Annotated in this window: 40 protein-coding genes; 37 read left to right on the plus strand and 3 right to left on the minus strand. The window is 66.9% G+C overall.

Going from position 1 to position 26,461, the window contains the following annotated elements; translation table 11 throughout:
* The 15 genes from ABZ340_RS07460 (at position 1) to ABZ340_RS07530 (ending at position 12,437) form a co-directional block, all read left to right on the plus strand.
* On the plus strand, positions 1–330 hold the full coding sequence (locus tag ABZ340_RS07460) for a phage head-tail adapter protein (protein ID WP_358780795.1): 330 nt from the start codon (positions 1–3) through the stop codon (positions 328–330).
* Positions 330–719, plus strand: coding sequence for a DUF5403 family protein (locus ABZ340_RS07465; RefSeq protein ID WP_358780796.1), 390 nt, complete (start codon positions 330–332; stop codon positions 717–719). Before ABZ340_RS07460 ends, ABZ340_RS07465 begins: the two co-directional genes overlap by 1 nt.
* On the plus strand, positions 719–1,216 hold the full coding sequence (locus tag ABZ340_RS07470) for a hypothetical protein (RefSeq protein ID WP_358780797.1): 498 nt from the start codon (positions 719–721) through the stop codon (positions 1,214–1,216). Before ABZ340_RS07465 ends, ABZ340_RS07470 begins: the two co-directional genes overlap by 1 nt.
* 78 nt (positions 1,217–1,294) lie before the next feature.
* The gene (locus ABZ340_RS07475) at positions 1,295–2,035 is read left to right on the plus strand and encodes a hypothetical protein (RefSeq protein WP_358780798.1); all 741 of its coding nucleotides are present in this window, start codon (positions 1,295–1,297) and stop codon (positions 2,033–2,035) included.
* Between the two features lie 103 nt (positions 2,036–2,138).
* On the plus strand, positions 2,139–2,474 hold the full coding sequence (locus tag ABZ340_RS07480; protein ID WP_358780799.1) for a phage tail assembly protein: 336 nt from the start codon (positions 2,139–2,141) through the stop codon (positions 2,472–2,474).
* A 107-nt stretch (positions 2,475–2,581) separates the two neighbouring features.
* Positions 2,582–2,848 carry a hypothetical protein gene (locus ABZ340_RS07485; RefSeq protein WP_358780800.1) on the plus strand — a complete coding sequence of 89 codons (267 nt, stop codon included), beginning with the start codon at positions 2,582–2,584 and terminating at the stop codon, positions 2,846–2,848.
* Positions 2,849–2,851: 3 nt separating this feature from the next.
* Positions 2,852–6,073: a hypothetical protein gene (locus ABZ340_RS07490; RefSeq protein WP_358780801.1), complete on the plus strand. Its 3,222-nt coding sequence runs from the start codon at positions 2,852–2,854 to the stop codon at positions 6,071–6,073.
* Positions 6,074–6,084: 11 nt separating this feature from the next.
* On the plus strand, positions 6,085–6,915 hold the full coding sequence (locus ABZ340_RS07495) for a phage tail family protein (RefSeq protein ID WP_358780802.1): 831 nt from the start codon (positions 6,085–6,087) through the stop codon (positions 6,913–6,915).
* 75 nt (positions 6,916–6,990) lie between these two features.
* A complete protein-coding gene (locus tag ABZ340_RS07500; RefSeq protein ID WP_358780893.1) occupies positions 6,991–8,130 on the plus strand; it encodes a siphovirus ReqiPepy6 Gp37-like family protein in 1,140 nt (379 codons plus the stop codon).
* On the plus strand, positions 8,131–8,436 hold the full coding sequence (locus ABZ340_RS07505) for a hypothetical protein (RefSeq protein WP_358780803.1): 306 nt from the start codon (positions 8,131–8,133) through the stop codon (positions 8,434–8,436).
* Positions 8,437–8,708: 272 nt separating this feature from the next.
* Positions 8,709–9,425: a hypothetical protein gene (locus tag ABZ340_RS07510; RefSeq protein ID WP_358780804.1), complete on the plus strand. Its 717-nt coding sequence runs from the start codon at positions 8,709–8,711 to the stop codon at positions 9,423–9,425.
* 15 nt (positions 9,426–9,440) lie between these two features.
* On the plus strand, positions 9,441–10,703 hold the full coding sequence (locus ABZ340_RS07515; protein ID WP_358780805.1) for a tail fiber domain-containing protein: 1,263 nt from the start codon (positions 9,441–9,443) through the stop codon (positions 10,701–10,703).
* Positions 10,704–10,705: 2 nt separating this feature from the next.
* A complete protein-coding gene (locus tag ABZ340_RS07520) occupies positions 10,706–11,029 on the plus strand; it encodes a DUF2746 domain-containing protein (RefSeq protein WP_358780806.1) in 324 nt (107 codons plus the stop codon).
* 140 nt (positions 11,030–11,169) lie between these two features.
* Positions 11,170–12,228: a peptidoglycan-binding protein gene (locus tag ABZ340_RS07525; protein ID WP_358780807.1), complete on the plus strand. Its 1,059-nt coding sequence runs from the start codon at positions 11,170–11,172 to the stop codon at positions 12,226–12,228.
* On the plus strand, positions 12,225–12,437 hold the full coding sequence (locus ABZ340_RS07530) for a hypothetical protein (RefSeq protein WP_358780808.1): 213 nt from the start codon (positions 12,225–12,227) through the stop codon (positions 12,435–12,437). The genes ABZ340_RS07525 and ABZ340_RS07530 overlap by 4 nt, the downstream gene beginning before the upstream one ends.
* Positions 12,438–12,480: 43 nt before the next feature.
* Here ABZ340_RS07530 and ABZ340_RS07535 read toward each other — a convergent pair whose 3' ends face one another.
* Positions 12,481–12,810: a hypothetical protein gene (locus ABZ340_RS07535; RefSeq protein ID WP_358780809.1), complete on the minus strand. Its 330-nt coding sequence runs from the start codon at positions 12,808–12,810 to the stop codon at positions 12,481–12,483.
* A gap of 162 nt (positions 12,811–12,972) precedes the next feature.
* Between ABZ340_RS07535 and ABZ340_RS07540 the strand changes: the two genes are divergently transcribed.
* The 16 genes from ABZ340_RS07540 (at position 12,973) to ABZ340_RS07615 (ending at position 21,022) form a co-directional block, all read left to right on the plus strand.
* Positions 12,973–13,428, plus strand: coding sequence for a hypothetical protein (locus ABZ340_RS07540; protein ID WP_358780810.1), 456 nt, complete (start codon positions 12,973–12,975; stop codon positions 13,426–13,428).
* Positions 13,429–13,664: 236 nt separating this feature from the next.
* Positions 13,665–13,964: a hypothetical protein gene (locus ABZ340_RS07545; RefSeq protein WP_358780811.1), complete on the plus strand. Its 300-nt coding sequence runs from the start codon at positions 13,665–13,667 to the stop codon at positions 13,962–13,964.
* Positions 13,952–14,872 carry a hypothetical protein gene (locus ABZ340_RS07550; RefSeq protein WP_358780812.1) on the plus strand — a complete coding sequence of 307 codons (921 nt, stop codon included), beginning with the start codon at positions 13,952–13,954 and terminating at the stop codon, positions 14,870–14,872. The genes ABZ340_RS07545 and ABZ340_RS07550 overlap by 13 nt, the downstream gene beginning before the upstream one ends.
* Before the next feature lie 72 nt (positions 14,873–14,944).
* On the plus strand, positions 14,945–15,409 hold the full coding sequence (locus tag ABZ340_RS07555; protein ID WP_358780813.1) for a hypothetical protein: 465 nt from the start codon (positions 14,945–14,947) through the stop codon (positions 15,407–15,409).
* Between the two features lie 149 nt (positions 15,410–15,558).
* A complete protein-coding gene (locus ABZ340_RS07560; protein ID WP_358780814.1) occupies positions 15,559–15,993 on the plus strand; it encodes a hypothetical protein in 435 nt (144 codons plus the stop codon).
* Positions 15,994–16,055: 62 nt separating this feature from the next.
* Positions 16,056–16,925, plus strand: a complete 870-nt coding sequence (locus tag ABZ340_RS07565) for an AAA family ATPase (RefSeq protein ID WP_358780815.1) — start codon at positions 16,056–16,058, stop codon at positions 16,923–16,925.
* 15 nt (positions 16,926–16,940) lie between these two features.
* Positions 16,941–17,333, plus strand: a complete 393-nt coding sequence (locus ABZ340_RS07570; protein ID WP_358780816.1) for a hypothetical protein — start codon at positions 16,941–16,943, stop codon at positions 17,331–17,333.
* Positions 17,330–17,476, plus strand: a complete 147-nt coding sequence (locus ABZ340_RS07575; RefSeq protein WP_358780817.1) for a hypothetical protein — start codon at positions 17,330–17,332, stop codon at positions 17,474–17,476. The genes ABZ340_RS07570 and ABZ340_RS07575 overlap by 4 nt, the downstream gene beginning before the upstream one ends.
* Positions 17,476–17,616, plus strand: coding sequence for a hypothetical protein (locus tag ABZ340_RS07580; protein WP_358780818.1), 141 nt, complete (start codon positions 17,476–17,478; stop codon positions 17,614–17,616). Before ABZ340_RS07575 ends, ABZ340_RS07580 begins: the two co-directional genes overlap by 1 nt.
* A complete protein-coding gene (locus tag ABZ340_RS07585) occupies positions 17,601–18,029 on the plus strand; it encodes a CHC2 zinc finger domain-containing protein (RefSeq protein ID WP_358780819.1) in 429 nt (142 codons plus the stop codon). Before ABZ340_RS07580 ends, ABZ340_RS07585 begins: the two co-directional genes overlap by 16 nt.
* Positions 17,911–18,552: a toprim domain-containing protein gene (locus ABZ340_RS07590; protein ID WP_358780894.1), complete on the plus strand. Its 642-nt coding sequence runs from the start codon at positions 17,911–17,913 to the stop codon at positions 18,550–18,552. Before ABZ340_RS07585 ends, ABZ340_RS07590 begins: the two co-directional genes overlap by 119 nt.
* Positions 18,553–18,581: 29 nt before the next feature.
* Entirely contained in the window at positions 18,582–18,938 is a 357-nt protein-coding gene (locus ABZ340_RS07595; protein ID WP_358780820.1) for a hypothetical protein, read from the plus strand.
* Positions 18,935–19,153 (plus strand): hypothetical protein, encoded by a 219-nt coding sequence (locus ABZ340_RS07600; RefSeq protein ID WP_358780821.1) that lies wholly within the window; start codon positions 18,935–18,937, stop codon positions 19,151–19,153. The genes ABZ340_RS07595 and ABZ340_RS07600 overlap by 4 nt, the downstream gene beginning before the upstream one ends.
* Complete coding sequence (locus tag ABZ340_RS07605; RefSeq protein ID WP_358780822.1) at positions 19,150–20,340, plus strand: hypothetical protein; 1,191 nt, start codon at positions 19,150–19,152, stop codon at positions 20,338–20,340. The genes ABZ340_RS07600 and ABZ340_RS07605 overlap by 4 nt, the downstream gene beginning before the upstream one ends.
* On the plus strand, positions 20,337–20,645 hold the full coding sequence (locus ABZ340_RS07610) for a hypothetical protein (protein ID WP_358780823.1): 309 nt from the start codon (positions 20,337–20,339) through the stop codon (positions 20,643–20,645). The genes ABZ340_RS07605 and ABZ340_RS07610 overlap by 4 nt, the downstream gene beginning before the upstream one ends.
* 41 nt (positions 20,646–20,686) lie before the next feature.
* Positions 20,687–21,022 (plus strand): sigma-70 region 4 domain-containing protein, encoded by a 336-nt coding sequence (locus ABZ340_RS07615; protein ID WP_358780824.1) that lies wholly within the window; start codon positions 20,687–20,689, stop codon positions 21,020–21,022.
* Positions 21,023–21,083: 61 nt separating this feature from the next.
* On the opposite strand, the gene ABZ340_RS07620 is transcribed toward ABZ340_RS07615, so the two are convergent.
* Positions 21,084–21,305, minus strand: a complete 222-nt coding sequence (locus ABZ340_RS07620; RefSeq protein WP_358780825.1) for a DUF397 domain-containing protein — start codon at positions 21,303–21,305, stop codon at positions 21,084–21,086.
* A 2-nt stretch (positions 21,306–21,307) separates the two neighbouring features.
* A complete protein-coding gene (locus ABZ340_RS07625; RefSeq protein WP_358780826.1) occupies positions 21,308–22,171 on the minus strand; it encodes a helix-turn-helix transcriptional regulator in 864 nt (287 codons plus the stop codon).
* A gap of 283 nt (positions 22,172–22,454) precedes the next feature.
* Between ABZ340_RS07625 and ABZ340_RS07630 the strand changes: the two genes are divergently transcribed.
* The 6 genes from ABZ340_RS07630 (at position 22,455) to ABZ340_RS07655 (ending at position 26,445) form a co-directional block, all read left to right on the plus strand.
* Positions 22,455–22,943, plus strand: a complete 489-nt coding sequence (locus ABZ340_RS07630) for a hypothetical protein (RefSeq protein WP_358780827.1) — start codon at positions 22,455–22,457, stop codon at positions 22,941–22,943.
* Positions 22,937–23,473, plus strand: a complete 537-nt coding sequence (locus ABZ340_RS07635) for a hypothetical protein (protein WP_358780828.1) — start codon at positions 22,937–22,939, stop codon at positions 23,471–23,473. Before ABZ340_RS07630 ends, ABZ340_RS07635 begins: the two co-directional genes overlap by 7 nt.
* 214 nt (positions 23,474–23,687) lie before the next feature.
* Positions 23,688–24,119: a DUF6082 family protein gene (locus ABZ340_RS07640; protein ID WP_358780829.1), complete on the plus strand. Its 432-nt coding sequence runs from the start codon at positions 23,688–23,690 to the stop codon at positions 24,117–24,119.
* A 91-nt stretch (positions 24,120–24,210) separates the two neighbouring features.
* Positions 24,211–24,351, plus strand: coding sequence for a hypothetical protein (locus tag ABZ340_RS07645; RefSeq protein ID WP_358780830.1), 141 nt, complete (start codon positions 24,211–24,213; stop codon positions 24,349–24,351).
* A 16-nt stretch (positions 24,352–24,367) separates the two neighbouring features.
* Positions 24,368–25,552 (plus strand): cupin domain-containing protein, encoded by a 1,185-nt coding sequence (locus ABZ340_RS07650; RefSeq protein ID WP_358780831.1) that lies wholly within the window; start codon positions 24,368–24,370, stop codon positions 25,550–25,552.
* Positions 25,549–26,445 carry an aldo/keto reductase gene (locus tag ABZ340_RS07655; RefSeq protein WP_358780832.1) on the plus strand — a complete coding sequence of 299 codons (897 nt, stop codon included), beginning with the start codon at positions 25,549–25,551 and terminating at the stop codon, positions 26,443–26,445. The genes ABZ340_RS07650 and ABZ340_RS07655 overlap by 4 nt, the downstream gene beginning before the upstream one ends.
* Positions 26,446–26,461: the final 16 nt, after the last annotated feature.

Raw genomic sequence — 26,461 nt, forward strand, 5'->3', positions numbered from 1 at the left:
ATGCAGCGACGGCGCGGCCAGCCGGTTCGTGTCTGGCGGACGATCGAGGTCACAGACGGCCGGGGCAACACGGTGGCCGTGGCGGACCCGAACGGCCCGATCGAGGTGCGGGCAGTGTTCATCCCCCAGCGCAGTGCGAGAGCGGAGCTGCCCGGTCAGCAGCAGATCAACGTCACCCGCATGATCGTGGACGCCAACCTCGAAGGTGTCTCGCTCTGGTCCCGCGTGGAGTACGCGGGCCGTCAGTGGGACGTGGTTTCCCCGCCGGCCTACCATCACGGCGACCGCCGCACCCGGCACTGGTCGCTCGACATACGGGAGCGGCCCTGATGGCGTTCATGTACGAGTCGACACCAGAGATCGTCTCCCGGCACCAGGACGTGCGGGACGAGCTGGAGCGTGTTCTTTTCGAGGTTGCGGCCCGCGCGGAGGAGCTGCTCGTTCAGCACCGCAAGGACGGCGTCGCCCACATCGACGTGGAAGAGGGCGACTACGACAAGTACGTGGTCCTGGCGGACAACGCGCACGGCAACCAGGCGCATGACCCGGACGCGTCCTACCGGAACTCCGCAGCAGCCATCGAGTTTGGCCATCGCGCCTACGAGGTCACGCGCAAGGACCGGGCGGGCAACGAGTACACGGCCAGGGTGGGCGCGTCGAACGGCCTCTACATCCTGACCCGAGCAGCCCAGCTCCCCAAGAGGCGGAGGCGGGTGTAGTGGCCGGCATCCCTGATCACATCAAGGCACTCGCGGAGCTCAGCCCGGTCGAGGATCTCCTCCTGGCCGTGTTGCGCAAGGGCCTGCCGGGCATCGCCGTGAAGTCGCTGATCGAGCGACACCAGACGTTCCCGCTGGTCCTCGTTCGGAGAGACCCGAGCTTCGGCACGTGGGACGGCGACAGCCGCTTCGTCGACTCCGCTCGTGTTTCCGTGCAGTGCTTCGCCACCGACCCTGACGGAGACCGGGACGCGGCCGTCCTGTCCGAGGCTGCCCGCGTCGTCCTCCGTGACGCCTGGCTGCGACACGAGGTCTATCCCGGCCTGGGGCACATCACCCGCGTGGACATGAGCTCGGCGCCCCGCCGCGCCTCCGACTGGGCCACCGCGGACGGCGTTGTGCAGTACGCCGACCTCCCTACGGGTGTCTGGCGCTACGAAGCGGTCTACGACATCCAGATTCGTCGGCCGCGCACTCGCCCTTTCTCTACCCAGTAATCCGCCGCACCCGGACCCCGGCCGCATTTCCTTGCGCCGGGGTCTTTGGCGTGCGCGAGTGAGGAAACGTTCTTTCTTTTGCCGCTCAACGACAACGCAACTCTGGTCGTCGGCTCCGGTAATTACCTGATCGCGCCTGTCGGCACTCCCATGCCCGGCGATCTTCTTGTACCCGTGAGCCCGTGGACCAACGTCGGCCACACCAGCCTTGAAGACGTTTTCGGAATCACTTCCGAAGGCGGCGAGGCAACCACGATCGGTTCCCTCCAGAACCAGTCTCTCCGCACCAAGTATTCGGCTCGGACCGAGACGATGACCTTTACTTTGCAGCAATTCGACGAGGTTGGTCTCCGTCTCTATTTCGGCGCCAATGCTCCTGACCTGCCGGACGGGACTATCGGTGTCCCGGCAAAGCCCGAGCCCACCAAGGCCGCATTTCTGGCGGTCTTCGTGGACGGAGAGAACCATTTCGCGCTGTACGCGCCGAAGGCCGAGATTTACCGCAACGACGATATGGCCATCTCCGACACGGAGAGCCTCGCTGGTCTGCCGCTCGGCGTGAAGCCGATGGTGTATGGGGCGAATTCCTGGACCTATGCGGTGACTCCGCTCGGCGGCGCGGTAGCCACAGGGGCCACGGCCGGAACCCCCGGCATCTTCACCCCGGACGGGGCTGTCGTCCCCACGAATCTCGCCTCACTGGTCGATGTAACGGCTGACCCGAAGACCGCGTGGACGGCCGGCCAGTACGTCGTTCTGGGCGACGGAACCAACGCGCATTGGGACGGAGATTCCTGGGCTGGCGGCGTCGCCGCTTAATCGCTTCCGGCGCGAGCTCTGCGGACCAGCTCGCGCCGGGGCACCCCCTCTTTCTTTTCGGTCCGCGTTCCCCTGTTTTCCCACTCCGGAGGTCCGCACCCCCATGGCTTCTTACACGCTTGACGACATCCGCAAGGCCGCCGAGGCCCGCTATGGGTCTACCGATATCGAAGTCGGCGGCACGGTTGTTCGCCTGCTCAACCCCCTCCGTCTGCCCAAGGCGCGGCGCGAGGAGCTGACTACCCTCCAGGACCGCATCAACGAGGGCGGCGATCAGGAGCAGCTCTTCGCAAAGGCCATCCGCCTCGTGGCGCAGAACGAGACCGCGGCGGATGCGCTGCTGGCCGAGATCGGTGAAGACCTGGCTGTTCTCGCCCAGGTCTTCGAGGTCTACGGCGAGGCCACGCAGGTGGGGGAAGCCTCGGCCTCTGCCGCCTGATCGACGAGTACGGCGAGGGCCTGTACGCGGACCTGCGTTTCTACTACGGCGTTGATCTCGCCGACGTGATCGCCGGCCGAGGGCCCTCTCCCGCTCTCGTCCTCCTCATGGTGCAGAGGCTGCCCGACACCTCTATGACGGTGGCCCTCGCGTCGGGCGGCCGTGAATTCTTCGGCTGGGGTGTGGACCGCCACATGCAAGCCGACCTTTTTGACGCGCTGAATTCCAATACGAAGGCCACGGGCAACTGGGCGAAGGGAAAGGTGCCGAAAATCCCGCCGTACCCCCGCCCGAAGCCGAAGACGCAGACAGAGAACAAGGCACAAAGGCGAGTCTCGGTGGCCGAGATTTACGCGCGGCTTTCCGGGAGGTAGCTCATGCCTGCGGGCAAGATCATCGGGCGCATCGCTGTGCGCATCCTTCCCGACACGTCGGACTTCAAGGAGAAGGCGAAGCGGGAGCTCGAACGAATCGAGCAACAGCTCACGGTGAAGATCGGCACGAAGATCGACACCACCGGGGCCCGCAGGGAAGTCCTCGAAGCAGTGCGGGACATCAACCGCGACAACCGGGCGACCGACAGCCGTAAAATCCGCTTCTACACCACCATCTCGACCAACGGGATGGCCACGGCCGTGGAGAAGGCCCGGCGGGAGCTTCAGAACAAGGCTCAGCGGGCCGAGAAGATCCAGTTCGAAGTCGGCGACCTCACCGCCACGGGCAAGGTCGAGCTTCAGCTCGATGAGGACTCGACGGATCGCGTCAAGCGGGACATCAACCACTGGGTGAACCGGGTCAGCCCGGTCAAGGTCGATGTCGAGCTGAATTTCCCGACCGGCGCCACAAGCGTGGTGAACGCCCGGCTCGCCTACCTGACCCGCCCTCGTACGGTCTCCATTCTCCCGACGCTCAATGAGGCGGCGGCGGCCAGGGTAACCGCTGCACTCGCCGCCCTTTCGGGAGCGCGGGTGCTGGGCGATATTTTCGATCGCGTCGCCAATTCGCTGAAGAACCTGGACAAGAGCGTCCCCATTATCGGGACGCTGGCCACGGCCATCCTGGGGCTGGCCGGCGCCGGAATCGCGGCGACCTCGAACCTCGCTGCGCTCTCGGCGTCGCTGGCGTCCATCCTTCCGACCGCCCTTCTCCTGCCCGGCGCCCTGGGCGGCATCGCGGTCGGCCTGGGCGTCACGATCGCCGCCTTCCGCGACTTCAACAAGGTCGTACCCGAGGTCAAGGCCGCGCTGAGCGGTCTCCAGGACACGATCAGCGAGAAGTTCTGGGCTCAGGCGGCGGAGCCGATCCGCAACGTCGTCGACAACCTTCTCCCGCAGTTCACAGCAGGCGTCTCCCAGACGGCCACGGAGCTCGGCGGGTTCTTCGGCTCCCTCGCGTCCCAGCTCGGCGATTCGCTCGGTCCGGCCCTGGGCCAGATGTTCACTGACCTGTCCGGGTCAATCAAGATCGCCACCACGGGCACGGGCGCCTTCGCGGACATCATCGCGACGCTCGGCAAGGTCGGCACCTCCTACCTCCCGCAGCTCAGCCAGTGGTTCGTCGACCTGAGCGAGCAGTTCGACGGCTGGCTTCAGGCCAAGGGCGAGTCCGGCCTGAAGAACATGATCGACCAGGGCATTGCCGCCCTGAAGGATCTCGGGTCGGTCCTCGCCGACACGGGCGGGATTCTCGCGGGCGTCGCCAGGGCCGCCGAGGAGGCCGGCGGGGCATCGCTGCACTCGCTGGCCGAGAACCTCGACCGCATCCATGGAATCGTCGACAGCGACGGCTTCCAGGACGGGTTGCGCCAGACCTTCTACGCGGCCCACCAGGCGATGCAGGAGATCGCCACCGTCTCGGGCCCGGCCGTCGAGACGTTTCTGCGCAGCATCGCCGGGCTGCTGCAAGACGTACTGCCGCAGGTAGGCGCGATCATCGGCACGGCCCTTGGGGCGGTGGCCGGCGCCCTGTCGCAGACAGCAGTGCTGGACGGCGTTAAGGGCCTGTTCGACGGCATCCAGGCCGCGGTGACCGCCCTGGCACCAGCCATGGCCCCGCTGGGCCAAGCCTTCGGCACTCTCGCACAGTTCGTCGGCGACTTCGCGGCGATGCTCGGCCCGCTGGTGGCCGCAGCGCTGGTTCCGCTGGCCGACGCCTTCACCGCTCTCCTTCCCGCCGTCACACCCGTTGCCGAACTGCTCGGCAGCGTTCTGACAGCTGCGATCTCGGCGGTAGGCCCGCTCGTCGTCCAGCTCGCCGAGGGCCTGGCGCCGATCATCTCGGCATTCGCCGAGGGTCTGGCGCCGATCATCCCGGTTGTCAGTGCGGCCTTCCAGACGGTTGCGACGGCGCTTTCGCCGCTCGTCGCGATTTTTCTCCAGCTCCTCGAAACGGTTCTGACGCCGCTACTGCCGGTAATCCAGACCCTCGTTTCCTCGCTGCTTCCGCCACTGGCTGACGCCATCGCGCGAGCGGCTGCGGCTCTGGCTCCCCTGCTTGCCGCCTTCACGGCGCTCGCAGATCTCCTGCTGCCGATCCTGCTCCCGGTTCTGGAGCTGATCGTCGAAGTCCTGGTCACGTCCTTCACGTCGGCGATCAACGGAGTTTCGCAACTCCTTGAAGGATTCGTCGGGTTCTTCAAGGGCGTCTGGGAAGCCATTTCGGCCTACTTCCAGATGTGGATTGGCTTTTTTAAGGGTGTCTTTACTGGAGACTGGTCCGACCTCGGAGAGGCTTTCCATCAGTTCCTCGACGGCGTAAAGGAGATCTGGTCCTCGATCTGGGACATGATCGCCGGGGCCTTCCAGGTCGTTATGAACGTCAGCATCCTGGGGACCGCCAAGAAGACCATGGCCCTTTTCAAGACCGCTTGGAGCGGCGCTTGGACTGCGGTCAAGACGGTCGCGATCGAACTGTGGAGCAGCCTGACATCGCGATGGTCCAGCGTCATGACCGAGATCAGGGAAATTCCGAATGCTGCCATGACACTCCTGCGGCAGTATTGGAACTCGGCGTGGAATGACATCAAGGCGGCGTGCGAGCTGGCCTGGGGCGCCATCAAGCAGGGCGTAAAGGAATCGGTCGGCACGGTCGTCTCGACCGTCAAGAAACTGCCCGGTGAGGCAAAGGCGGCACTGGTCGGCATCGGGTCGACGCTCGTCGACGCCGGTAAGAAGCTGATCGAGGGCTTCATATCCGGCATCAAGGGCATGTTTGGTTCGGTCAAGGACACCCTTGGCGGACTGACCGACAAACTGACCTCGTGGAAGGGCCCGGAAAAGCGGGACGCCACATTGCTGATGAATGCTGGTCAATTGGTGATCGACGGATTCATTCGGGGTCTGGAGTCCCGCTATGACGCCGTGCGTGCATCGCTGCGGGGTCTCACCGATGACGTAGCAGCCACGGACTTCACCCCGCCTGGCGTTGGGCAGGTCCGTGGAGCTGTCGGTATCTCCTCATCGCTTTCCGGGGCTCTTGCGGGTGCCGGGTCCGGAAACAACGTGACGAAGATTCTGAATTACTACGCGGCTGCGGGCTCCTCCATCTCTGCGGAGGAGGATCTCTTCGCGGCAACGCGTCGAGCAAGGGCGGGTTGGTGACGAAACTCAGATTGGAGACCGCGAGCGACTCGCTCGACTTGAACGAATACGCAGAAAAAGGCCACGGATTCCAGGCGACGGCCGGTCTCACGGGGTTCGGGCTGCCCTCGGTTTCCCCGCAGTGGCTCGAAGGCGCGGGGGACGGCGCCCGCTGGCGTGGTCAGCGGGTGCTTTCCCGAGACATCGACATGCCCCTGGACATCGTGGGCCGCGACCGCGCGCACCTGCGGGAGCTCATTTCCCGGCTGGCGCGAGCCATGGCGGACGAGTGCACGCTCGTGGTGGTCGACGACGAAGGGGTCAGGTGGTCGACGAGCGTCTACCGCACCGGGGGCGGTGAAATCGACCTGACCGGCACCGAGTACGACGTGCAGACGGTGATCAGCCTCCGGGCCCCGGACCCCTATTTCACGGCCGCCACCGTCTCGGCGCAGGCCGTGGGAGGGGAGCGCGGGACTCCCCTCCTGTCCTCCCTGGTATCCATGCCCTTGACCGCCTCGCAGGCCATCGGCGACATCACGCTGGAGAACGCGGGAGATGCGCCGGCCTACCCCACGTGGGAGATCCACGGCCCCGGCTCGAACCTGGCAGTGACCTCGCCGACTGGTGAGGCCCTGCGCTGGAACGGGACGCTGGCGGCCGGGGAGCGACTGATCGTCCGCACCCGCGACGGCACGGTCACGGACGGGACAGGCGCCAACAGGTACAGCGACGTGGGGCCCGCGCCGCGCTTCTGGACGATCCCGGCCGGGACGAGCACGGCGAACGTGACCCTGCTCGACACGACGGCGGCGTCCAAGGTGATCTGCTCGTGGCAGCCCCGGAAGTGGATGGTGGTCTAGCTGAAGCTGGATGACCTCACCGTCGAGGTCCGGGACAAGCACCTCACGCGGCTCGGGCTCGTCCGCCCCGAGGATCTGTCGCTGACCGTAGAGGACGCGTTCAACAACGTCGGCACCTGGGCGATGACCCTGCCGAGCGAGCACCCCCTCGCGCAGGCCCTCAGGCTGCCGGGAGCGGGCGTCATCATCACCGGCCCGACCGATGTCCTCATGTCTGGGCCGGTCAGCTCCTCCGAGTACGCGGCCACAGCCGACGACCGGCGGGGTTCGATCTCCTTCTCGGGGATCTCGGACAGCTCGATCCTCTCGGACATGCTGGCCTGGCCCGAGCCGGGCAACCCGGACGCGACCACGCAGAGCACGGGTCACGACACCCGAACCGGCCCCGCCGAGACGCTGATGCATCAGTACGTCGCGGCGAACTGCGGACCGCTCGCACCACCAGCTCGGCGCCGTGCCGGCCTCACCATGGGCGCCGACTACGCGCGGGGTCCGGTGATCACCAAGAGCGCCCGCTTCCCCCAACTCGGGGAGCTGCTGACGGAGATAGCGGTCACCGCGGATCTGGGCTTTCGCATCGTGCAGCGGGGTCGCGAGCTGGTCTTCGAGACGTACGCGGTACAGGACCGTACCCGTGAAGTCCGGCTCGACGTGCTTGCGGGAACGCTCTCCGGTCAGCGCGTTGCCGTATCTCCTCCGGGAGCGACGCGGGTCATCGTCGCCGGACAAGGCGAGTTGGAGGACCGCACCTTCGTGTCGGTCGACAACGAGACCTCGCAGGCGGCCGAAGCCGACTGGAACAGGCGCATCGAACGGTTCGTGGACCAACGGCAGACCAACGACCTTGCCGAGCTGAGGCAGGCCGGCGACGAGGTACTGGCCGAGAAGGGTGACACTGCCGTCGCAGTGCAGGCCGTACCGGTTGAGGACTCCCCCTTCATGGACTTCGGTCGCGACTGGGGCCTGGGTGACCGGGTGACGGTCATCGCGGGCGGCCAGGAGCTCGTCAGCACCGTCACCGGACTGGTGATCAAGGCCGACGAGGACGGTTTCCGTCTGGGCGCCCAGCTCGGCGACCCCTCGGGGTTCGATCCGAACGCATCCGTGGCTGACCGGGTGACGAGCACCGAGTCACGCGTATCCGCTCTGGAGCGGACTGCCGAGTCCGGCGGCGATCCGGACCTTCACATCATGACGATCATGGGAGTGTGGTGAATGGCGGCAACGCCAAGGACCCTGTACCGGGGGGCGATCCCCGCCGACTCGACGGCGGTGTACACCGTCCCCAAGAACCTGACGACCGTGGTCACGAACGTGGTGGCCACCAATCCGGCCTCTTCGGCTGCGGCCCTCTCGCTCAGCCTGGCGGGCACTCCCGCGCTCGCGAAGGTCGGCATCGCCCCGACCGGGCTGCTCACGCTGGAAACCTCCCAGGTCCTCACGGCCGGCGAAAGCATCGAGCTCCAGGGCAACAGCGTCGGCGGCTTCGTCCACATCAGCGGCGTGGAGGTGGCCGCCTGATGGGGCTCTCCGTCTATCCGGCTCCGGAGGACGCTGGTGTCGTCGGCCCGACCGGTGCGACCGGCCCGGCAGGACCCCAAGGTCCCAAGGGCGACACAGGCGCCCCCGGCCCGGCAGGACCACAGGGTCCGCAGGGCATCAAGGGTGCCACCGGCGCGACAGGGCCGACCGGCCCACAGGGCCCGAAGGGCGATACGGGACCGCAGGGTGAACCTGGACCACAGGGTCCACCGGGACCGCAGGGCGAGCCGGGTAGCGGCTCCGTCGACACCGTGAACGGTAAGACCGGACCGGCCATCACACTTACCGCTGCGGATGTGGGCGCCATCGCCACTTCTGCGCTGGGGAAGGCCGGCGGCCCCGCTTCGCTGGACACGTCGGGGAAGGTCCCGACCTCCCAACTTCCGGTAGCACAGGTCGTGTTGCCGAACGAGTTCGCCCCCGAGGACCACGGTCTCGTGGCCTGGGCCTTCGACCCGGTTCTCGCCCACTCGGTTGGCCTGTTCCCGGGATCGGGGCCGATCCGGGTGACAGCTGTACGGCTGCGGCAGTCCACGACGGTCAGCCGTGTGGTGTGGCACGCGACCGGCTACGCCGGCGGTCTGACCTCCGGGAGCTGGGCTGCGATCTACGACTCGACCGGCAAGTGCGTGGCCGCAACGGGCGACATGTCCACGACGGCATACGAGCCTGCCGAGGCCCACAACCAGGGCGGGGCCGCGATCTCCAGCCCTCTGTCCTCCTCCGTCACGTTGGCGGCCGGCATCTACTACGTGGCCTGGCGCATGGTCTACAACACCACCGCAGGCGACGGCCCGATGCTGCTCGCAGCCGAGAGCAGTGCCGGATCACCGCCGAACTTCTTCGGCCCGAGCACTGTACGGCGCTTCGGCTACTACGCGTCCGGTGGCAGCTCGGCCCCCGCTTCCATCTCCATCAGCTCAATGCTCAACGGGGCCAACCGCTTCTGGATTGGCCTATCTGCCTGACCCCGGAGTTCGTTCTTGGCCATCACCTCTTACCCCTTCGACAATCAGGCCGTTACCGAGTCCCAGTGGAGCTTGCTCTTCCGCGAGCTCTCCTCGGGCGTAGCCGCTTCGTCGGACTCGACCGCCTTCAAGGTCACCGCGGATTCCACCGGCATGAAGATCAAGGTCCAGCCGGGCTTCGCCCTGGTGCGCGGGCACGCCGTGCAGTCGACCGCAGTTGAGACGCTGCCGATCGCTGCGGCCGACTCGGCGGCCCGCACGGACGCTGTAGTCCTGCGGCTCGACCCGGCGACCAACGGCATCAGCCTGGCGGTACTGAAGGGCACCCCTGGCAGCAGTTCCCCGGCACTGACACAGACCGATACGGGCGTGTACGAGATCCGCCTCGCCTGGGTCGCCGTGGGCGCCTCCGTCACGACCATCACGGCCGAGGACATCACGGAGGCCCGGCAGTTTGCCCGGACGTTCACCGGTAGCTGGTGGACCAGCACCCGCCCGACCAGCCCCCGCCTGGGCGACCTCGGCTTCAACCGCACCTCCACGACATGGGAATTCTGGGATGGGGCTGCCTGGCGGGACCTGGCGCCGGCCGTCTCGTGGTCCTCGGTGTCCGGCAAGCCCAGCACGTTCCCGCCCACGTCGCACGAGCACTCGTGGTCGGAGGTGACGGGGAAGCCCGGCACGTTCCCGCCTTCATCCCATGGGCACACGTGGGACGACGTTTCCGGGAAGCCCGCGACCTATCCGCCGGCCTCCCACTCGCACTCTTGGTCGTCGATCACGTCGAAGCCGAGCACCTTCCCTCCGTCGAGCCACTCGCACTCGCAGTACCTCACCTCTGGTTCGACGATCTCTTGGGCCAACGGCAGCAAGAGGCCACACACGAACTCGGCCTCAGGCAGTGGGACTTGGTACGCCGTGTGGGTCGAAGGGGACGGGCAGTTCTGCCGGAACACATCGTCGATCCGGTTCAAGCAGAACGTCCGGGACCACGAGATCGACCCGGCGGACGTGCTGGCCCTGCGGCCGGTCATCTACGACCGGAAGCCGACCAAGGAGAAGCCGAACGCCCGGAAGAACGAGGTCGGGCTGATCGCTGAGGAAGTCGAGCAGCATCTTCCCTGGCTGGTCAACTATCACGAGGGCCAGGTCGATGGCCTGCGGTACGACCTTCTTGGCGTCGCGCTCCTGCCGGTCGTCCAGGACCAGGCCGCACGCATCAACGCTCTGGAGTCCCGGCTCGCGGCCATTGAGGCCCGCTTCGGGGAGGCGGCCTGACCATGGCCCCTACCACTGTCGCCGCCCTGATCTCCGCTGCGGGCGCGGTCGCTGTCGCCCTGGTGGGCGCCGTCGCCGAACTGCTTCGGCGCCAGCACCGCGTCATGGGCGAGGTGCGCGAGCAGGTGTCGAACACACACCAAACGAATCTGCGCGACGACCTTGACCGTGTGATCGCCGGCCTCGACCGCGTACTCGCAGGCCAGACGGAGCACAGCCGGGACATCGCCGCTCTCCGGGCCGACCTGTCCCACGAGCGTGTTGAGCGCCTGGCGGTCGCCGAGCGGCTTGACCACCACATGGGCGTCACCGCCGATCCCCGCTGACCTTTCCCTTTTTCCCGAGGCCCTGCCCGTCCGGCGGGGCCTTTCGCATGTCCAGAAGGAGACACCCCCTGTCTGCACTGAAGTATCCGAAGGCCGACACCACCACCCAGTGGTTCTCGACGGCCTACCCCGGCGACACCATGCCGCACCCGAACGTGATCATCTTGCACACGACTGAGGGCAACTCGTGGCCGAGCTACTCGGGCGGCTCCATGGCGCCGAACTTCACGGTGAAGGGTGGCCAGGTCCGGCAGCACTTCGCGGCCAACGAGTCGAGCCGAGCGCTGGAGAACAGGCCGGGCGGCGTCCAGACCAACACGCTCAACGCGGTCCAGATCGAGCTGGTGGGCACGTGCACGAAGGGCGGCCCCGGCCTGTACTGGCCGGACGCCTCCGACGCCGATATGGCGGCCCTGGTCGATCTCGTGAAGTGGCTGACCTCCGAGTACCCCATCCCGGTTGTCTCGACGTCGAAGCCGTGGCTCCCGTACCCGTCTTCGTACGGTTCGGCGGGCGGTCAGCGGATGTCCTTCTCCGAGTGGAACAACTTTGCGGGAATCGCTGGGCATCAGCATGTACCGGAGAACTCGCACGGTGACCCCGGTAATTTTCCGATCAAGCGCCTGATCGAGCTGGTGAAGGGTGCGCCGGCCTCTTCGTCCGCGTCCGGGTCCTCCACCTGGGACGGCAAGAGCTACCCCGGCAACTCGGCCTTCGTCCTGGGCAAGAGCCACCCGGCCGTCACGGTCCTGGGTAAGCGACTCGTGGCCCACGGCTACGGCTCGTACTACAAGGAGGGCCCCGGCCCGACCTTCGGCCTGGCCGACAAGAACGCGACGGCCGCCTTCCAGCGGGCTCAGGGCTGGAGCGGCTCCGACGCGGACGGCTACCCCGGCCCGTCCACCTGGCAGCGACTGATGGCTGCACCGAAGGCCGCATCGTCCATCGTGGCCCTGAAGAGCGGGGTGAAGCCCGGCGCCACCCACCCGCAGGTAGCCGACCTTCAGCGGTTGCTCATCGCGGCCGGATACGGCCCGATCGAGGGTGCGGTGACCACCTACTACGGGAAGAACACTCAGGCCGCGGTGGCTCGCTTCCATCGGAAGAACCCGCAGTACATGAGTAAGGGCAAGACCTACGATCCCGCGATCGGAGCGACCGGCTTCAAGGCCCTCCAGAGGCAGGTGGGGCGCCGATGAGCAAGCACCGCAAGCCTGCTTCTGCCCTCCTCTCCGCCCTGCCCGTCCGTTACCGCTCGCGAGTCGGGGCCGCCTTCGCGGCCCTGGGTGTCCTGGTGAGCATCGCCGCCGTGGTGTTCGCTGACCGGCCCGAGGTTGCCGTGATCGTCCAGGTGATGACCGCCCTCGGCGTGGTCGCGCCGAGCGGCGAGGAGACGGACACCGAGTAGCGGGTGCCCCCGCCGGCCTTCCGTGGCTGGCGGGGGCGCGTGGTCAGGCGTTGTCCCCCTGCTGCTTCTCCCGGTTTCGCCTGGCCAGCGCTTCGATTTCTTCCACGCTCACCACACTCCGGGCCCGAGTGCTGCTGGGCTTCTTGCGCGCGGGGGTCTTGGCAGCCTTCTTGGCGGGCGCCTTCTTCGCCGTGGCCTTTGGCTTGGCGGGCTGGATCGCCATTTCCGCCGCCCCGTCCCCTGAGGGGATTTCGAATTTACGTTCGAATGTCTGGGTCTCGCCTCCCCCGAGATCAACGTTCACCGAGATGGTGAGGCGCCCGGTTGGCACCTGCGCAGCGTCTACGTCACGCAATGTGACAACAATCTCCATCTACCCCTCCAGGATCAACGCTTGGACACGTTTCACGTTGACTAGCCTATGGTGAATGTGTAACCGTATACGGCAAGAGGAGGGGGAGAAGCCCTTGGCAGCCGTGTCGGCGCGGGCGTCAGAGTAGGCGCGCGGCCCCCACAAGGAAGGCGAAGGGGAGACATGCCCGCACCCACGAAAATCGTCGACGAGAACGAAGTCCTCAAGTGGTTCCAGCAAGGTAAAACCTATGCCTGGATGGTCCAGCAGTACAAGGAACTGTACGGCCGCGAGACCAGCATTTCGATGTGGGCTAATTACCGTCGGCGACACCTTATGCAGCGCCGAATTACGCGAGATGACGACCTGATCCCCTGGCACGTCAAGGAAGAGCATCGTTACCGCTACGACCTGACCATGCTGCGCGCGGAGGCCCGGCGGCGAGATGGCAAGGAGCTCAGCGCGGACATGGAGCAGAGGCTCGAAGCATGGCTCCGCGACCTGAAGGCCAAGGATGCCGTCGTGTACTACAACCCCGATACAGAGGAAGGATTTTTCCTCGTCCCTCGGGAAGAGTCGGATGACGACCTTATCCGCCGCCCGCCGGAAAAGACGACCAAGCGACCTCGCGCGACCTGACCCCGCATCAAATTCACGCGCCCTCGGAGATTCCTCTCTCCGGGGGCGCGTGCGTTTCCCCTACGGTATCCACCTTGTCCTGCTGGCGCATCGTCCTGCGGGATGCAGGTATGGCTTTCATATCCTTCTCAAGGTTGACCGGGGCAACTACGGAACGTACTACTGTGTCCGGAGCACGACGAACGGCGAAGGTGTACAGCCACATCCCGGAGGTACACCAAGGGAGGGATGATCGAGTGGCGCACACCACAGCACCAAGGGGTCGCAGCACTCACCACACCGCCCGGACTGGTGTCAGCGAGACACTCGGGACCGTCCACCTGCATGCGGATGCCAGCCAGTACGACTTCCACCTGACCTTGAGCCGCAACTACCTCTGTGCCGACTTCAGGCGGGCTCTGGCCCGCGCCGCCTCGCTGGGCCTCACGCTCGCGCCCGAGGCGGACGAAGAGCAAGAGCTCGTCGGCGATGCCGTGCGTGTGCCCCTGATCCCCATAGTCGACTTCCCGGAGGACGCCCCTTCATGCCGCCACTGAGCCTGGCAACTCTCCCCGCCGCCCCCTCGCTGTCCGTACCACGTGACGGCAGGGGGCGGCCCCTTGTCGTCCCCAAGGGCGGCGGCAAGCCGCGCAGCCTGACACGCACGACGACCTTCGTCGACGCCATCGAGGACAAGGCGGCGCTCGGCGCCTGGCGTCAGCGCATGACGCTCGTCGGAGCGGCGAGAACGCCCTCGCTCGTGGCCCGTTCGGCGAACGTGGACCACACCACCCGAGAGGGCAAAGCTGAGCTGGATGCGCTGGCCGAACGTGCGATGGGCGCCGCCGGGGCCAACGACCGGCGCGAGCGGGGCACACACCTGCACACCCTGTCTGAGTACGTGGATCGAGGCGAACCGCTGCCGCGCGGGGCCTCCGCCTCGGACCTGGCGGACATGGCCGCGTACAAAATAGCCACCGCGGATTTCGACGTGGTGGCCGTCGAGACCTTCGTCGTGGTTGATGAGCTCGGCGTAGGCGGCACCTTCGACCGCATCGTGCGATACAGCGGGCCGGGCCCGGACGGCAGGCCCATTTCGGGCTTGTTCATTGCGGACTTGAAGACCGGCAGCGTGGAGTACAGCCGCCTGAAGATGGCTGCTCAGCTCGCGGTCTACAGCCGGGGCGAGCTGTACGACCACACGAAGTTTCCCGTGGACGACCGGGACAAGAAGGCGCTGGCCGCGTGGAAGCGGCGCGAGGTGCCGGCCGCGCTCGCAAGTGAGGCGTACTCGCCGGCCCCGGCCGTCAACCAGGACTGGGGCATCATCATCCACCTGCCCGCCGGATCGGGCGAGTGCACGCCCTACTGGGCCGATCTGCGCCTCGGCTGGGAGGCCGCGCAGGCGGCGCGGATCACGCGGGCCCTGCGCTCAAAGAACCGGAGCGCCCTTTGTCCGTTTTAGCTTGTTTCGCCGGACTTCAACGTGTAACTTGAACATAGCGCCAGAGGAGCGGCGCGTCCGAGAGGGGTGAGTTTGAGCGACATACATCGGTCCGTGACGGTGACCGTGAAGTCCGGTAAGAACCATGACGACTGGTGGGCGGTCTTCCGTGGCACCTCGTACGAGGTGTACGAGGACGTGGCCACGTTCTTCGGCTTCGAACGGGAAAGTGTGACGAATCTGAGCCTTCACGAGCTGGTCAACGAGGCTTCGAAGACGGCTCAAGGCGTCGCCACGTTCGTCCGCGAGCTGGGGGCCACGATCGTGCCGTCCCCGAAGCCCGCAGCGCCCAGCGAGGACCCGTGGGCTGCCGCCCAGGCCGCTCCGGCGCCGAGCCATGAACAGGGGCCGGCGAGCGCGCTACTGGAGCAGATCGCCGCCTGCCAGACCACGGACGAGCTGAAGAAGCTGTGGGCCACCAACCAGCAGGCGTTCGCTGACCAGGCCGTGATGGACGCCTGGAAGGCCCGCGGCCGGGCCCTCAAAGCCGGCGCATGAGGAAGGACGACCGCCGGTTCCTGGCGACTTACCTCGCTGTGCTCGTGACTATGGTCACGCCTTCCGTCTGGCTCTGGATCTCGGCAGGCGACATGCCCGCCCGATGCATCAGCCGATAACCCCAACACCCAACCAAAGGAGCCTAGTTAGTGGCACTGAACCTCGCTTCTCTTCCCTCCTCCAACGGCGGCTGGTTCAAGCCGCGGGACGTGGCCGATGCCGTCGCGATCCTCGTCGAGGTCAAGGGTTTCGACAGGCAGCGGCCGACGCCGAACGGGCCGAAGGACTCCGTCCTCGCCGACATCTCCGTATGGAAGTCGCGGGAGCAGCTCGGCGGCGCCCCCGAGATCAACCAGGGGCAGCGCATCGAGCAGACGGTGCTTGCCCGTGACCTTGAGTCGGTCGTCGGTCAGGCCGTGCTCGTCACGGTGGATCAGGTGCCGTCGAAGAAGCCCGGCGGCAACCCGGCGTGGGTCTGGAAGCCGGTGACGGACCCGGAGATCGTCAACGCGGTCGTGGCGTACGGCGAGCAGCGTGATGCGGCCGTGGACGCGGCTGCGGCTGCGGCCCCTGACTTCGACTGACGCAGCGCCGGCGCAGGGGCGGCCGTTGGGTCGCCCCCGCCCAGACAGAAAGGAGACACCGAGTGCTGACCCCTGGTCGCTCGCTGACGATGCATGCCGAATCGGGCCGCGAGCTGCCGCGCGTGGAAGCGTTCGAGGCGCTCTACAACATGGGCTGTCGGCCGCGTCACGGCGAAGTCATCATGATTGCTGGCAGGTCGGGGACGCAGAAGAGTGGCCTGGCCCTGTACTGGGTCGCCCAAATGAACCTGCCCACCCTGTACTTCAGCGCGGACATGAGCGCCTTTACTGCGAGCAGCCGCCTCGCGAGCATGGCGACCGGCGACACCACGGAGATGGTCGAGGCCGGGATGTCTGCTGGCGGCCGGTATCGCGAGACGTACGTGAACGCACTGCGGGACTCGCGGATCACCTTCTCGTTCGGCAGCCCGATCACGTGGCGCGCGGTCGACGAGGAGTTGGAGGCGTACGTCGAGCTCTGGGACGCCTACCCGGAGGTCGTCGTCTTCGACAACCTCATGGACTTCGAAGGCGCGGAAAGCGACTACACCGAGCAGATGGCCGTGATGTCCAACGCGACCGAGCTGGCCCGCGCGACGGGCGCGACCGTGATCATCCTTCACCACGCGTCTGACAAGTCCTGGGAGGCCAAGAGCGATCCGTGGGCACCGCCGAGCCGCGATCAGGTGAAGGGTGGCCTGAGCGAGAAGCCGGAGCTCTCGCTCTCCGTGGCGCTGGACCCGAACAGCCTGGAGTACCGCATAGCGGTGATCAAACAACGCATGGGCCCCTGCGATCCGACGGGCCGGCGTTACGCGACCCTGCGGTGCCACCCGGAGGTGACCCGCTTCTCGAAGGTGGAGCGGATGACGCTCTTCTCCCAGCCCGAGCCGAAGCCCTGGTCACCCACGGCCGTGCTCGACAAGTCTTGACCTGAAAGGCTTAGTGTGACAGACATAGCGGCACGGAATCGCCGAAACAAGAGGGCCGGCGCCCGCTGGGAGGCGGAGCTCCGGAACGAGCTGCGGGCAGCAGGCTTCGACATCGAACGGCTCCGCCTGACGGGCGCGGAGGACGAGGGCGATCACGTCGTACGGCGGGACGAGCCCGCCCGCCACCGCCGGTTCCTGATCATCGAGACGAAGAACGCACAGTTCCAGCCGGGTCCCTTCCTGAAGGAGGCCCTCCGGGAACGCGACAACTATGCGCGGCACCGGGGCCTCGACCCACGAGAGGTGGAGGTCGTGGTTATCGTCCGGCGCCGGGGCGCGAGCTGGCGTGACGCCTACGTGCTGACCACGGTGGGCGAATTCTTCGACCTGCCTGCGGAGGCGGCGTGAGACAGCACGAAGAGGCCGAAGAGCAGGCCCGCTTGCGCCGGGAGCTGCGCGAGCTCCTGGACGACTTCACCACCCCGCAGGGCCTCGGCGATCTCGGCTATGACCCGCACGCCCGCTTCTTCCGGGGGGAGCGCATCGCGTGATGCCGGCCGAGGAAGTCTGCGGGTTCGAGGCGTTCCTTGACTGCCTCAACGATCTCGACTTCGACGGTCAACTCCTCATGGAGCTGGAGGAGTTCTTCGACATCTGGATGCACGACCTGGACGAATGGATGCTCCCGTGAACCTTCGACGGCTGCGGGACTTCGAGGACCAGGACCAGGAGAAGCCCACCCTCGCGGCCGTTCTGGATCACTACGAAGTCGACTACAACCCCGGGCGAGCCACAGGCATGGCCCCGTGCCCGCTGCACGAAGACAACACCCCCTCGCTCTCGTACCACCTCGACCGCGGCCTGTGGAAGTGCCACTCCTGCGGCGAAGGCGGGGACAGCTACTCACTGTTGATGAAGAAGGAAGGCGTGACGTTTGCCCGAGCACGAGCCCTTGCGGCCTCTCTCTCCCTCGCAACGGAAGATGCTGGAGGAAGCGACCGCGAGCTATCAGGCAGCGCTTACGGCGGACGCCGCTCGACATCTCCTCGGGCGCGGCATCACGAAGGACGAGGCGGCTACGTACCGGCTTGGCGTCGTCGTTGACCCCTTCCCCGGCCACGAGCGGCAGGTAGGGCGCCTGGCGATCCCGTACCTCGCCCACGACGGTCACCCGCTCACGATTCGGTTCCGGTGCCTTCAGGACCACGACCACCGCGCCTTCCGGCACGGGAAGTACAACACGCTGAAGGACGATCCGCCGAGGCTGTACGGGGTCGACGCGATTCACCGCGCGGGCGACGAGATCCACGTGACGGAGGGCGAGCTCGACGCCATCACCCTGCGCCGGATCGGCTTCCACGCGACCGCCGTACCCGGCGCCGCCCTCTGGCAGCCCCGGCACAGGCGAATGCTCGCCGGTTTCTCGAAGGTGTGGGTGTGGGGTGACCCGGACGAGGCCGGCGCCGAGCTGGTGACGCGCATCTCGCGGTCCCTGAGGACCGCGCAGGGCGTACGGCTGCGCGACGGCGATGTCACCGAGACGTACATGGCCGGCGGCCCGGAGGCCCTGATCGATCTCTGCCCGACCGCTGCCCGCATTCCCGACGCCTACCGCCTGGCCGCGTGACCGCACCCCACGACGAAAGCAACACCCGATTGACTGAGACGACCACGAAGACGAAGAGGCCGGCGGGCCGCAAGACGAACCCGGCGACGGCCATCCTCGCTGAGGTGAAGGCGGAGCGGAAGGCCGTCGAAGCCGAGCCGATCCCCCTTGCGGGCGGCCAGCGCCCCACCAAGGCCAAGGTCCACTACCAGCGCGAGGCGAACAGGTGGCGGTCGGTCGAGACGAGTCGCCGGCTCGCCGAGAGGCCCGGATGGGACGCCTCCCTCCTCGCCGCCCTGTACGGCGCCCTCGCCGAAGCGGAGCCGAAGAACGCCCGATCCGGCCTTGTCCGTCTGGCCGCTCTCGCGGTCGCCGCCGTGGAGGACATCGACCGGGAGACGACGTGAACGAGGAACTGCCGGGCAAGCCCGGCCCCCGTCTCGTCGGCATCTGGAAGGCCCTTGATCCCGTCGAGCGTGAACACCTCGGACGACACCTCCTCGGCGGTACGGCTGCCGAGGATCTGGTCTGGATTCTCGCCCGCTACGGACACCACATCTCCGCATCGACCATCCGCACGTACCGGCGCCGGCTGCGCCAGGAAGCGAAGAACCCCTCTTGAGCGATCTCCTCGACGAGCTTCTGTCCAAGCCCGTGGGCCCCTCCATACCAGGCCGCCCGGCCGACCCTGACCGCGACTTCACCCGACAGATCGAAGTGAACGGAGACGCGGCCGAGGTCACCGTCCGCGGCCCCGAAGGGATGGACCCGCAGGGCAGCGCAGCGGCCTGCCTGAAGGCCCAGGGGCTCGACCCTGCCGAGTGGGAGGTAAAGGGGTTCCGGTCCTCCGAGTGGACGATGCCGAACGGCCAGACCGGGCTTTCGACGCGCTTCCAGTTCGCCAGGAAGGCCGCCACCGCTCAGATCACGCCGGACATCGACGAGTTGCTGGCCGTGGTCGACTCCTACGAGCCGCGCTGGCCGGTCGGTGGCCTCCCCGAGGGGGACCACGCGTTCGTGATCGCTTTGGGCGACATGCAGTTCGGGAAAACTGACGGTGATGGTGTGGAGGGCACTCTCCGTCGCACGGTGGAGTGCATCGACCGCGCGGCCGAGCTGCTCGACGTGTACCGGGGCCGCGTGGACATTGGGCACGTTCACGTGGGCTGGCTGGGCGATCACATCGAGGGCTTCCAGAGCCAGGGGGGCGCGAACGCGTGGCGGACGGGCCTGACCTTGACGGAGCAGATCCGGCTTACCCGCCGTGTCATGCTGCACACCGCCCTCACGTTCGCTCCGCTGGCCGAGCGCGTGTCCATGGCAGCTGTGCCGGGCAACCACGGCGAGGCGGTCCGCATCGCCGGGCGGGGTGTGACCCGGTACGACGACAGCCACGATACGGAGTCACTGATCGCTGTTCGGGATGCGCTCGCCCTGAACGACGAGCTGTACGGGCATGTCGAGTGCTACGTGCCGGACACCGACGAGCTGACGGTAGTGGTCGACTGCGCGGGGACGACGGTGGCCCACGCTCACGGACACCAGTGGAGGCCGGGCAAGCATTGGGAATGGTGGCGTGGCCAGGCGTTCAACAAGGACTCCGCCATGCACCAGGCCGACGTTCTTCTCGCCGGCCACCTCCATCACGAGTTCGTGGACACGGACGGGCTGCGGACGTTCATCCAGCCTCCGGCGATGGAGAGCGAATCGACGTGGTGGCGCCACGCGAAGGGCACCACGGGGGCGCCGGGGTTGATCGTCGCCCTCACCAAGGACGGTCAGGTCCCCGTGAAGGAGGTGGTCCGATGAGCGACGCCTTCGACTGGACGGTCCTCGACGAGCCGCAGGTGCAGCAGGTGATCAACGTGGTGGCCGGGAAGTTCGGCATGGATTACGGCCTCGCCCTGGAAGCTGCCGACGCTCGACAGGAGGCGACGCTCATCGTGGCGGAGAAGGCGGCCGAGGCACGCGAGCTGCTGGCCAAGGGCGCCGGCCTGCTGCACCGCTGGCTGTGCCAGCAGCTCCGGAACCGCTGGCTGACCGAGCTGCGGCATCAGTCCCGGCACCTCTCCTACGAGGTGGCGCTGAACGGGGCGGAGAGGGGTCTTCTGTGAGCGGGTACGACAGGCGCCTGGTCGAACATCTACTCCCTGCCGTGTGGTCTCCGGAGGCCGCGTACGGCATACGGAATCCGCAGGCCCCGGACGCCGACATGCCGAAGGGCACGGTCGACCCCCGATCCGCGGGGACACTGTTCGCCCACTTGGCGGACATCCGCCGGGCCTGGGCTCTGTGCGAGCTTTCCGAGGGCGAGCGTCGTGCCCTCTTCCTCCGGTACGGGCTCGACTGGCCGGACCAGGAGATCGCGGCCGAGGACGGCGTGACGGACCGGGCGGTCCGGTACCGCCTCGAACGAGGCGTCGGCAAGCTCGCGGCGTGGCTGAACGGCCGCCAGTACGTTGACGGATACGACGAGCTGACCGCAGCATGAACAACCGCCCCCCAGCCTCATGGCCGGGGGGCGGTTTTTGGTTTGCCGCACGCGAGCGCAGTTACGGGAGAAGGTTGCTCTGCCCGGCCCGGACGCTCTGCGTGAAGAGCTCGTAGTCCTTGCGGGAGACGATGAGAACCTGGGCGTCCGGGTCGCCCACGTCCACGGAGTCCCGCAGCGCCACGACATCGCCTACGAAGGCGACTTCGAGGCAGTTGTTACCGCCGTTGGACATCTCGCTCTTGGCCCAGACGGCGTTGGTCAGGTCGACATTACTCTTCATGTCTAGCAGTCCTTGGTCAGTTCTTGGATGTAGCGACGAGACGCTTGCGCGTCGAGGGCCTGTGTCCGGAGGGAATCGAGAGCGGACCTGTACCGGTCCACGTCCCCATCTTCCTCGAAGTAGACAGAGGTTGTCTTGGTCTCAACGACCACGATCGGCGAGCCCACCTCGAATTCTAGAAGCTGGAAGGGGCCGTCGATCGCAGCGTGAGCACCGGCTTCGAAGGGGAGCACCTGTACGACTACGTTGCTGCGTTCGTCCATCACGGTCAACAGGTATTCGAGCTGCTCCTTCATGACCTTCGGCCCGCCGACGACGCGGCGCAGTGCCGATTCATCCAGGATGCAGTGCAGGTCGAGCGGGTCCTCTCGCGAGAGAACCGCCTGCCGAGCGAGTCTCAGCTCGACGAAGCGAGCAACCTCGCGTTTCGATGACCACACCTGGCTGCGCTCAACGATGGACGTGGCGTACGCCTCGGTCTGAAGTAGCCCCGGGATCATCGTCAGCAGGGCCTCTGACCGTATCGCCATGCCCTCAAGGTAGAGGAAATCCTCGAAGCCGTCAGTCTGCACAGCTTCCCGGTACTCGTGCAGCAGGTTCGTACGCTTGCCGGATGCGGCTTGTGCTGCCATGGCCCGGACCTTGGCCCGTGTCTCCTCCGACTCCACGCCGTAGACGCTGAAGAAGGCCGTCAGCCCGAGTCCCGACACTCTCTGTTTGCCATTTTCGATCTTCGAGAGCGCTGGCTTGCCGCTGAGCCCAAGCCGTTCTGCTGCCTCCTCCAGGCTCAGGCCGGCAGAACGGCGCAGTGACCGCATCAGTGATCCGAACCGCCTACGGTGCACGTTCGGTCGGGCTTCGACCATGACTCACCTCCCTGGCCCCGCAGGGTACCGGGCGTCGCAGTGTCGTCATATGCCAGTTGCCTTGTAAGCAACGTTTCTTGTCGTGGGGGGTTGCCCGCAACGTTTCTCTTGGGCCATCGTTGCACTCGTCGGGAGATTCCGCGAATCACCCCAACCCGGCGCATGCCGTGGTGTATTGACGCCGCGTCAAGCGCTCGCAAGACCGCACACGAGTTCGTCAACAGATGCTCAACCCCCGCTGACGTGCGTCTTCACCACGCTCGTCAGAGCACAGGAGACAGCTATGACGCACCCCCCTGCCCAACGCGCTCGACCGGTCCCTCTCCTGGACACCGCCGCCGCCACCCGCATGAGCGACGACGCCTTGGCGCTCCAGCTCGACACCACGACGCGTGACGCGATCGAGAGCACGACGGCACGGCTTACCGAACAGGTCCGGGCCTTCGACGCAGCGCTTCCCCGGGACAGCGTGGCGGCACGCGGAGACCACGAGGAAGTCAGGAACCTCTTGGCGAGGGCGCCCAAGAACGGTGCCGTCACCTTCTCCGTCCACGCGTACATGCGGGACCTCGCCCGGATGCTGCGACGCCTGATCTTCCAGTACGAGGCCCAGCAGGTGCGCCGGGAGCCCAAGGAGGGCGGCGAAGAGGGGGGTGGCATATCGACCCAGCCCAAGCCTGCCGCGCCGAGCAGGACAGGCACGTCCTCCTGCGGCTGCGCACATCCGCACCGGCGCCGCTGGGTGCGCCTCACCACTTCCGGGGGATGCTGATGGTCGGCACGCATGAAATTGCCCGTGTTGTGAACGCATACGTGCACCGCCGGCCTGGCGAGTCGCTGGCGTTAGCCCCTCTGTGGCAGACGCTTCAGCAGCACGCCAAGACCGGCACCTGCGCCCACAGGGGGTCATGTCCGGTCGTCAAGGTCAGTCCCGTTGTCGTCGACGAGCACCACCGGGTACTGACGCTCGAAAGCGTACGCGGCCGACTCCGCCTTCCGGAGGCTGGAGTACCGGCAGGCTTTGACACCCTCCCGGAGCTGGCGATCAACCTGGCGCGGGCCCTGGGCGCCTGGGAGGTCTGGGTTCAACCCGGCTGCGAAGACCCGATCCATCTGGAGCCCGCCCGTGCGGACCCGGAAGACGGACTGCGTACACGAGTGGCTATCCGCTATCTGTACCGCACCCACTCGGAGACGTGCCGGTTTGCCCCGGGCGCACCCCAGAGGTGGACGCCGCTCAGCGAGATGGACCACACCCTCGCCGATCGTGTCGGCACCTTCCTCGCCGAAGAGGTCGCGTGAACCCCAGACGTGCACACCAGTGGGTATTTGTTGGCGTTCACTTGGCGCTGCTCGCCTTGCTGGTCTGTGCCATTGCTTCCGCCCCCAGGGGAGGTTCCATTCCCCCGCCCCCTGCGGACGGAACCCGAGTCCAACCCCAACGCTCCCTCTTCCCTCCCATGGTGGGGCGCGTTGGGGTTGGGCTCCCCAACACCGAAAGGTAAGGACACCAACCGTGAAGCACGTCGCGCTGGCCTTGGGTGCCGCCCTCGGCATCGCACACATCGCCCTCGCCGAGAGGCGGCACCGGGACCGGAAGCACATCGCATTCGTGGGTCTGCACGCCGAGCTCTCCCGTGACACCGCTGCCGATCCTCGCTTCGCCGATCTCGTCAATTCGAGCTACTTCGAGGATCTCGACGCGGACGGCCGGGCCCGGATGATCACCTGCAACAGGTGGGTCAACCTCTGGAGCGCCATGCTCCGCCACGGCTACATCACCAAGCGCGGCGCACGCAACGTCGCGGAGACGTTCATGCAGAGCGAGACGAACCGCGACTACTGGGTTCGGGCTTCCCCCTACCGCCGTACCGACTTCCGGGACCGCCACGACGAGCGTTTCTTCGGAATCATGGCCGACGCCTTCGACGAGGTGCGGCTCGCCTGACACGGACTCCCGCCCGGCTGACGGTGGCCGGGCGGGTGCACGCCGGCTCCGGAAAACCCTCCTGAGCCGAGTCGAGTGAGAGGACGTTCCAATGGAGCAGAACACCTCGGCGCAGCCCGAGACCCCGAGCAGCGACCTGCTGGTCGCCCGCGAGAAGGTCACTGCTGCGCGAGCCCGCATGTTCGTCCCGTCCGACAACACCGGCGGCAAGTCCGACGGCAACGACGCCTGACGGGACGGATGAACACATGACCGCATCTGCTTCTGCGGTCGTCGCGCGCCTCGGTGAGGACTTCCTCACCGAGGCGTTCGGCCGCAGCTACCGCCTGTCTCGCGGCGACGCCGAGTCCGTCGCGGGCATCCTCACCTGGGCCGAGTTGAACGATGTGCTCGCCCAGCACCGCATGGAGCCGCCTCGGCTGCGGCTCTCGGCCGATGGGGTTGTCATCCCCCTTGACGCCTACACCGTCCCCGAGGTCGCCAAGCGCCGTACCGTCTTCCATCGCACCCACCCGGCCGCACTGCACGAGCAGCTCGCCTCGGGGGCCACGCTGGTCATCGATGCGGTCGATGAACTGCTGCCCGGCGTTCAGGCCCTGGCGTCAGAGCTGGAGACCGCTCTTCGCTCCAAGATCCAGGTGAACTTGTATGCGTCCTGGACCGCCCGCGAAGGCTTCGGAGTGCACTGGGATGACCACGATGTCGTCGTGGTCCAGGTGGACGGCTCGAAGCGCTGGAGGCTTTACGGACCCACCAGGAAAGCCCCCATGCACGTGGACGTGGCGGAGCCCGAGCAGCCTCCCGAGGAGCCCGTAGCCGAGTTCGTTCTCACCCCGGGGGACGTGCTCTACCTCCCGCGTGGTTGGTGGCACTCCGTTTCGGCCTCCGAGGGCGAGCGGTCCCTTCACCTGACGTGTGGCCTGAGCGTCGCCACGGGCGCAGACCTGATCGTGTGGCTGTCGGAGATCCTGCGCGAGCACGAGGTCGTGAGGACCGACCTGCCGCGCTTCGGCACCGACAAGGAGCGCACCGAGACCGCCTTGGCGCTGCGGGACCTCCTCGTCGCCGAGCTGAGCGACCCGGACGTGATCAGCCGGTACTTCGCCCTCCGAGACGCCAACGAACGGGTGAGGTTCCGCCCCAGTCTTCCGTTCGTCGCCGGCCTGCCCGCCGACCCGGACCTCTCCGCCCGGCTCCTCACCACGCGCCACGACCTGCGGCTGACCGCAGAGGGAAACGCGGTCCTCACTGCGGGCGGAGAGTCACTCACGTTCGCCGGGGCCGCTCACCCGGTCTTACGAGCGTTGGCTGACCGGCAGCCTCATCGGCTGCGGGATCTGGCCTCCGACGCCCAGCTCACCGTCGAGGTGGTGGCCGGTGTCGTCTGGGAGTTGGTCAAAGCGCAGATCGTCTCCGTGGACGGTGACCGATGAACGCGACCCTCGGGCTCGGCACCTACCGGGTGCGCAGCATCTCGGAGGCGGCCAAAGCGGCGGTTGCCAGCGGGGCGGACTGGATCGACACGGCCCCCAACTACCATCACGGTCAAGCGGAGCGGCAGCTCAAGCCGGTGCTGGACGCCTATCCGCTGGTCCCCGTCTCCACGAAAGTGGGCTTCTTCACCCCCGACCAGGCGCGGAAAGCCCTCGCCGAGGGCGTGCTGACCAAGGAGGAAGCGGAGGCGGGCCACTGCCTGAATCCGCGGGCCGTGACCTGGCAGGCTCAGCAGAGCCTGGCCGCGCTGGGACGCGCTCCCGCCATCACCTTCGTCCACAACCCGGAACGCCAGCTTCACAGCCGCCGTGACCTGGAAGTCCGGCTCTACGAGGCTTTCGTCGCGCTGGAGAAATGTGTCGACCGGGGCCTCACCAGGGGCTATGGCGTCGCCACCTGGAACGCCCTCCACGAGAACTTCATCTCAGTGGATCGCATCGCCCATATCGCGAAGCAGGCCGGTCGTGGAACCAGCCATCTCACGGCGATCCAGCTCCCGTTGTCCATCGTCCACATCCGCCCGCTGGTAGACGCCGGGCAGGGTTACGGATTCCTGACGACCGCCCAGTCCATGGACATCGACATCTTCGCCTCTGCCCCGCTTCACGGCGGGGACCTTCTCCAGATGATCCCCGAGTCCGTGGCGGAAGAGGTAGCGCCCGGCGCGTCACCGCTGCGCGTTGCTCTCGGTTTCGTCGCCTCCACGGAGGGGGTGAAGCGTCTGCTCCTGTCCGCGTCGTCTGCGGCACACTGGGCAGATGCCGCAAAGGCTGTCGAAGAACCGCTGTCCGACAAGCACATGAAGGAAATCGCGAGTGCCTTCGCTCCCTGATGACGCACAGCTCGTC

Origin of the sequence: Streptomyces sp. NPDC006134 (assembly GCF_040628835.1) — a bacterium.
Lineage (GTDB): Bacteria > Actinomycetota > Actinomycetes > Streptomycetales > Streptomycetaceae > Streptomyces.

Coding starts and splice junctions, on each gene's coding strand:
- ABZ340_RS07630 (WP_358780827.1), top strand. CDS start 22,455: ATGACGCACCCCCCTGCCCAACGCGCTCGACCGGTCCCTCTCCTGGAC.
- ABZ340_RS07610 (WP_358780823.1), top strand. CDS start 20,337: ATGAGCGACGCCTTCGACTGGACGGTCCTCGACGAGCCGCAGGTGCAG.
- ABZ340_RS07490 (WP_358780801.1), top strand. CDS start 2,852: ATGCCTGCGGGCAAGATCATCGGGCGCATCGCTGTGCGCATCCTTCCC.
- ABZ340_RS07655 (WP_358780832.1), top strand. CDS start 25,549: ATGAACGCGACCCTCGGGCTCGGCACCTACCGGGTGCGCAGCATCTCG.
- ABZ340_RS07540 (WP_358780810.1), top strand. CDS start 12,973: ATGCCCGCACCCACGAAAATCGTCGACGAGAACGAAGTCCTCAAGTGG.
- ABZ340_RS07525 (WP_358780807.1), top strand. CDS start 11,170: ATGCCGCACCCGAACGTGATCATCTTGCACACGACTGAGGGCAACTCG.
- ABZ340_RS07480 (WP_358780799.1), top strand. CDS start 2,139: ATGGCTTCTTACACGCTTGACGACATCCGCAAGGCCGCCGAGGCCCGC.
- ABZ340_RS07550 (WP_358780812.1), top strand. CDS start 13,952: ATGCCGCCACTGAGCCTGGCAACTCTCCCCGCCGCCCCCTCGCTGTCC.
- ABZ340_RS07460 (WP_358780795.1), top strand. CDS start 1: ATGCAGCGACGGCGCGGCCAGCCGGTTCGTGTCTGGCGGACGATCGAG.
- ABZ340_RS07650 (WP_358780831.1), top strand. CDS start 24,368: ATGACCGCATCTGCTTCTGCGGTCGTCGCGCGCCTCGGTGAGGACTTC.
- ABZ340_RS07620 (WP_358780825.1), bottom strand. CDS start 21,305: ATGAAGAGTAATGTCGACCTGACCAACGCCGTCTGGGCCAAGAGCGAG.
- ABZ340_RS07635 (WP_358780828.1), top strand. CDS start 22,937: ATGCTGATGGTCGGCACGCATGAAATTGCCCGTGTTGTGAACGCATAC.
- ABZ340_RS07505 (WP_358780803.1), top strand. CDS start 8,131: ATGGCGGCAACGCCAAGGACCCTGTACCGGGGGGCGATCCCCGCCGAC.
- ABZ340_RS07580 (WP_358780818.1), top strand. CDS start 17,476: ATGCCGGCCGAGGAAGTCTGCGGGTTCGAGGCGTTCCTTGACTGCCTC.
- ABZ340_RS07520 (WP_358780806.1), top strand. CDS start 10,706: ATGGCCCCTACCACTGTCGCCGCCCTGATCTCCGCTGCGGGCGCGGTC.
- ABZ340_RS07465 (WP_358780796.1), top strand. CDS start 330: ATGGCGTTCATGTACGAGTCGACACCAGAGATCGTCTCCCGGCACCAG.
- ABZ340_RS07585 (WP_358780819.1), top strand. CDS start 17,601: ATGGATGCTCCCGTGAACCTTCGACGGCTGCGGGACTTCGAGGACCAG.
- ABZ340_RS07535 (WP_358780809.1), bottom strand. CDS start 12,810: ATGGAGATTGTTGTCACATTGCGTGACGTAGACGCTGCGCAGGTGCCA.
- ABZ340_RS07645 (WP_358780830.1), top strand. CDS start 24,211: ATGGAGCAGAACACCTCGGCGCAGCCCGAGACCCCGAGCAGCGACCTG.
- ABZ340_RS07530 (WP_358780808.1), top strand. CDS start 12,225: ATGAGCAAGCACCGCAAGCCTGCTTCTGCCCTCCTCTCCGCCCTGCCC.
- ABZ340_RS07485 (WP_358780800.1), top strand. CDS start 2,582: ATGGTGCAGAGGCTGCCCGACACCTCTATGACGGTGGCCCTCGCGTCG.
- ABZ340_RS07625 (WP_358780826.1), bottom strand. CDS start 22,171: ATGGTCGAAGCCCGACCGAACGTGCACCGTAGGCGGTTCGGATCACTG.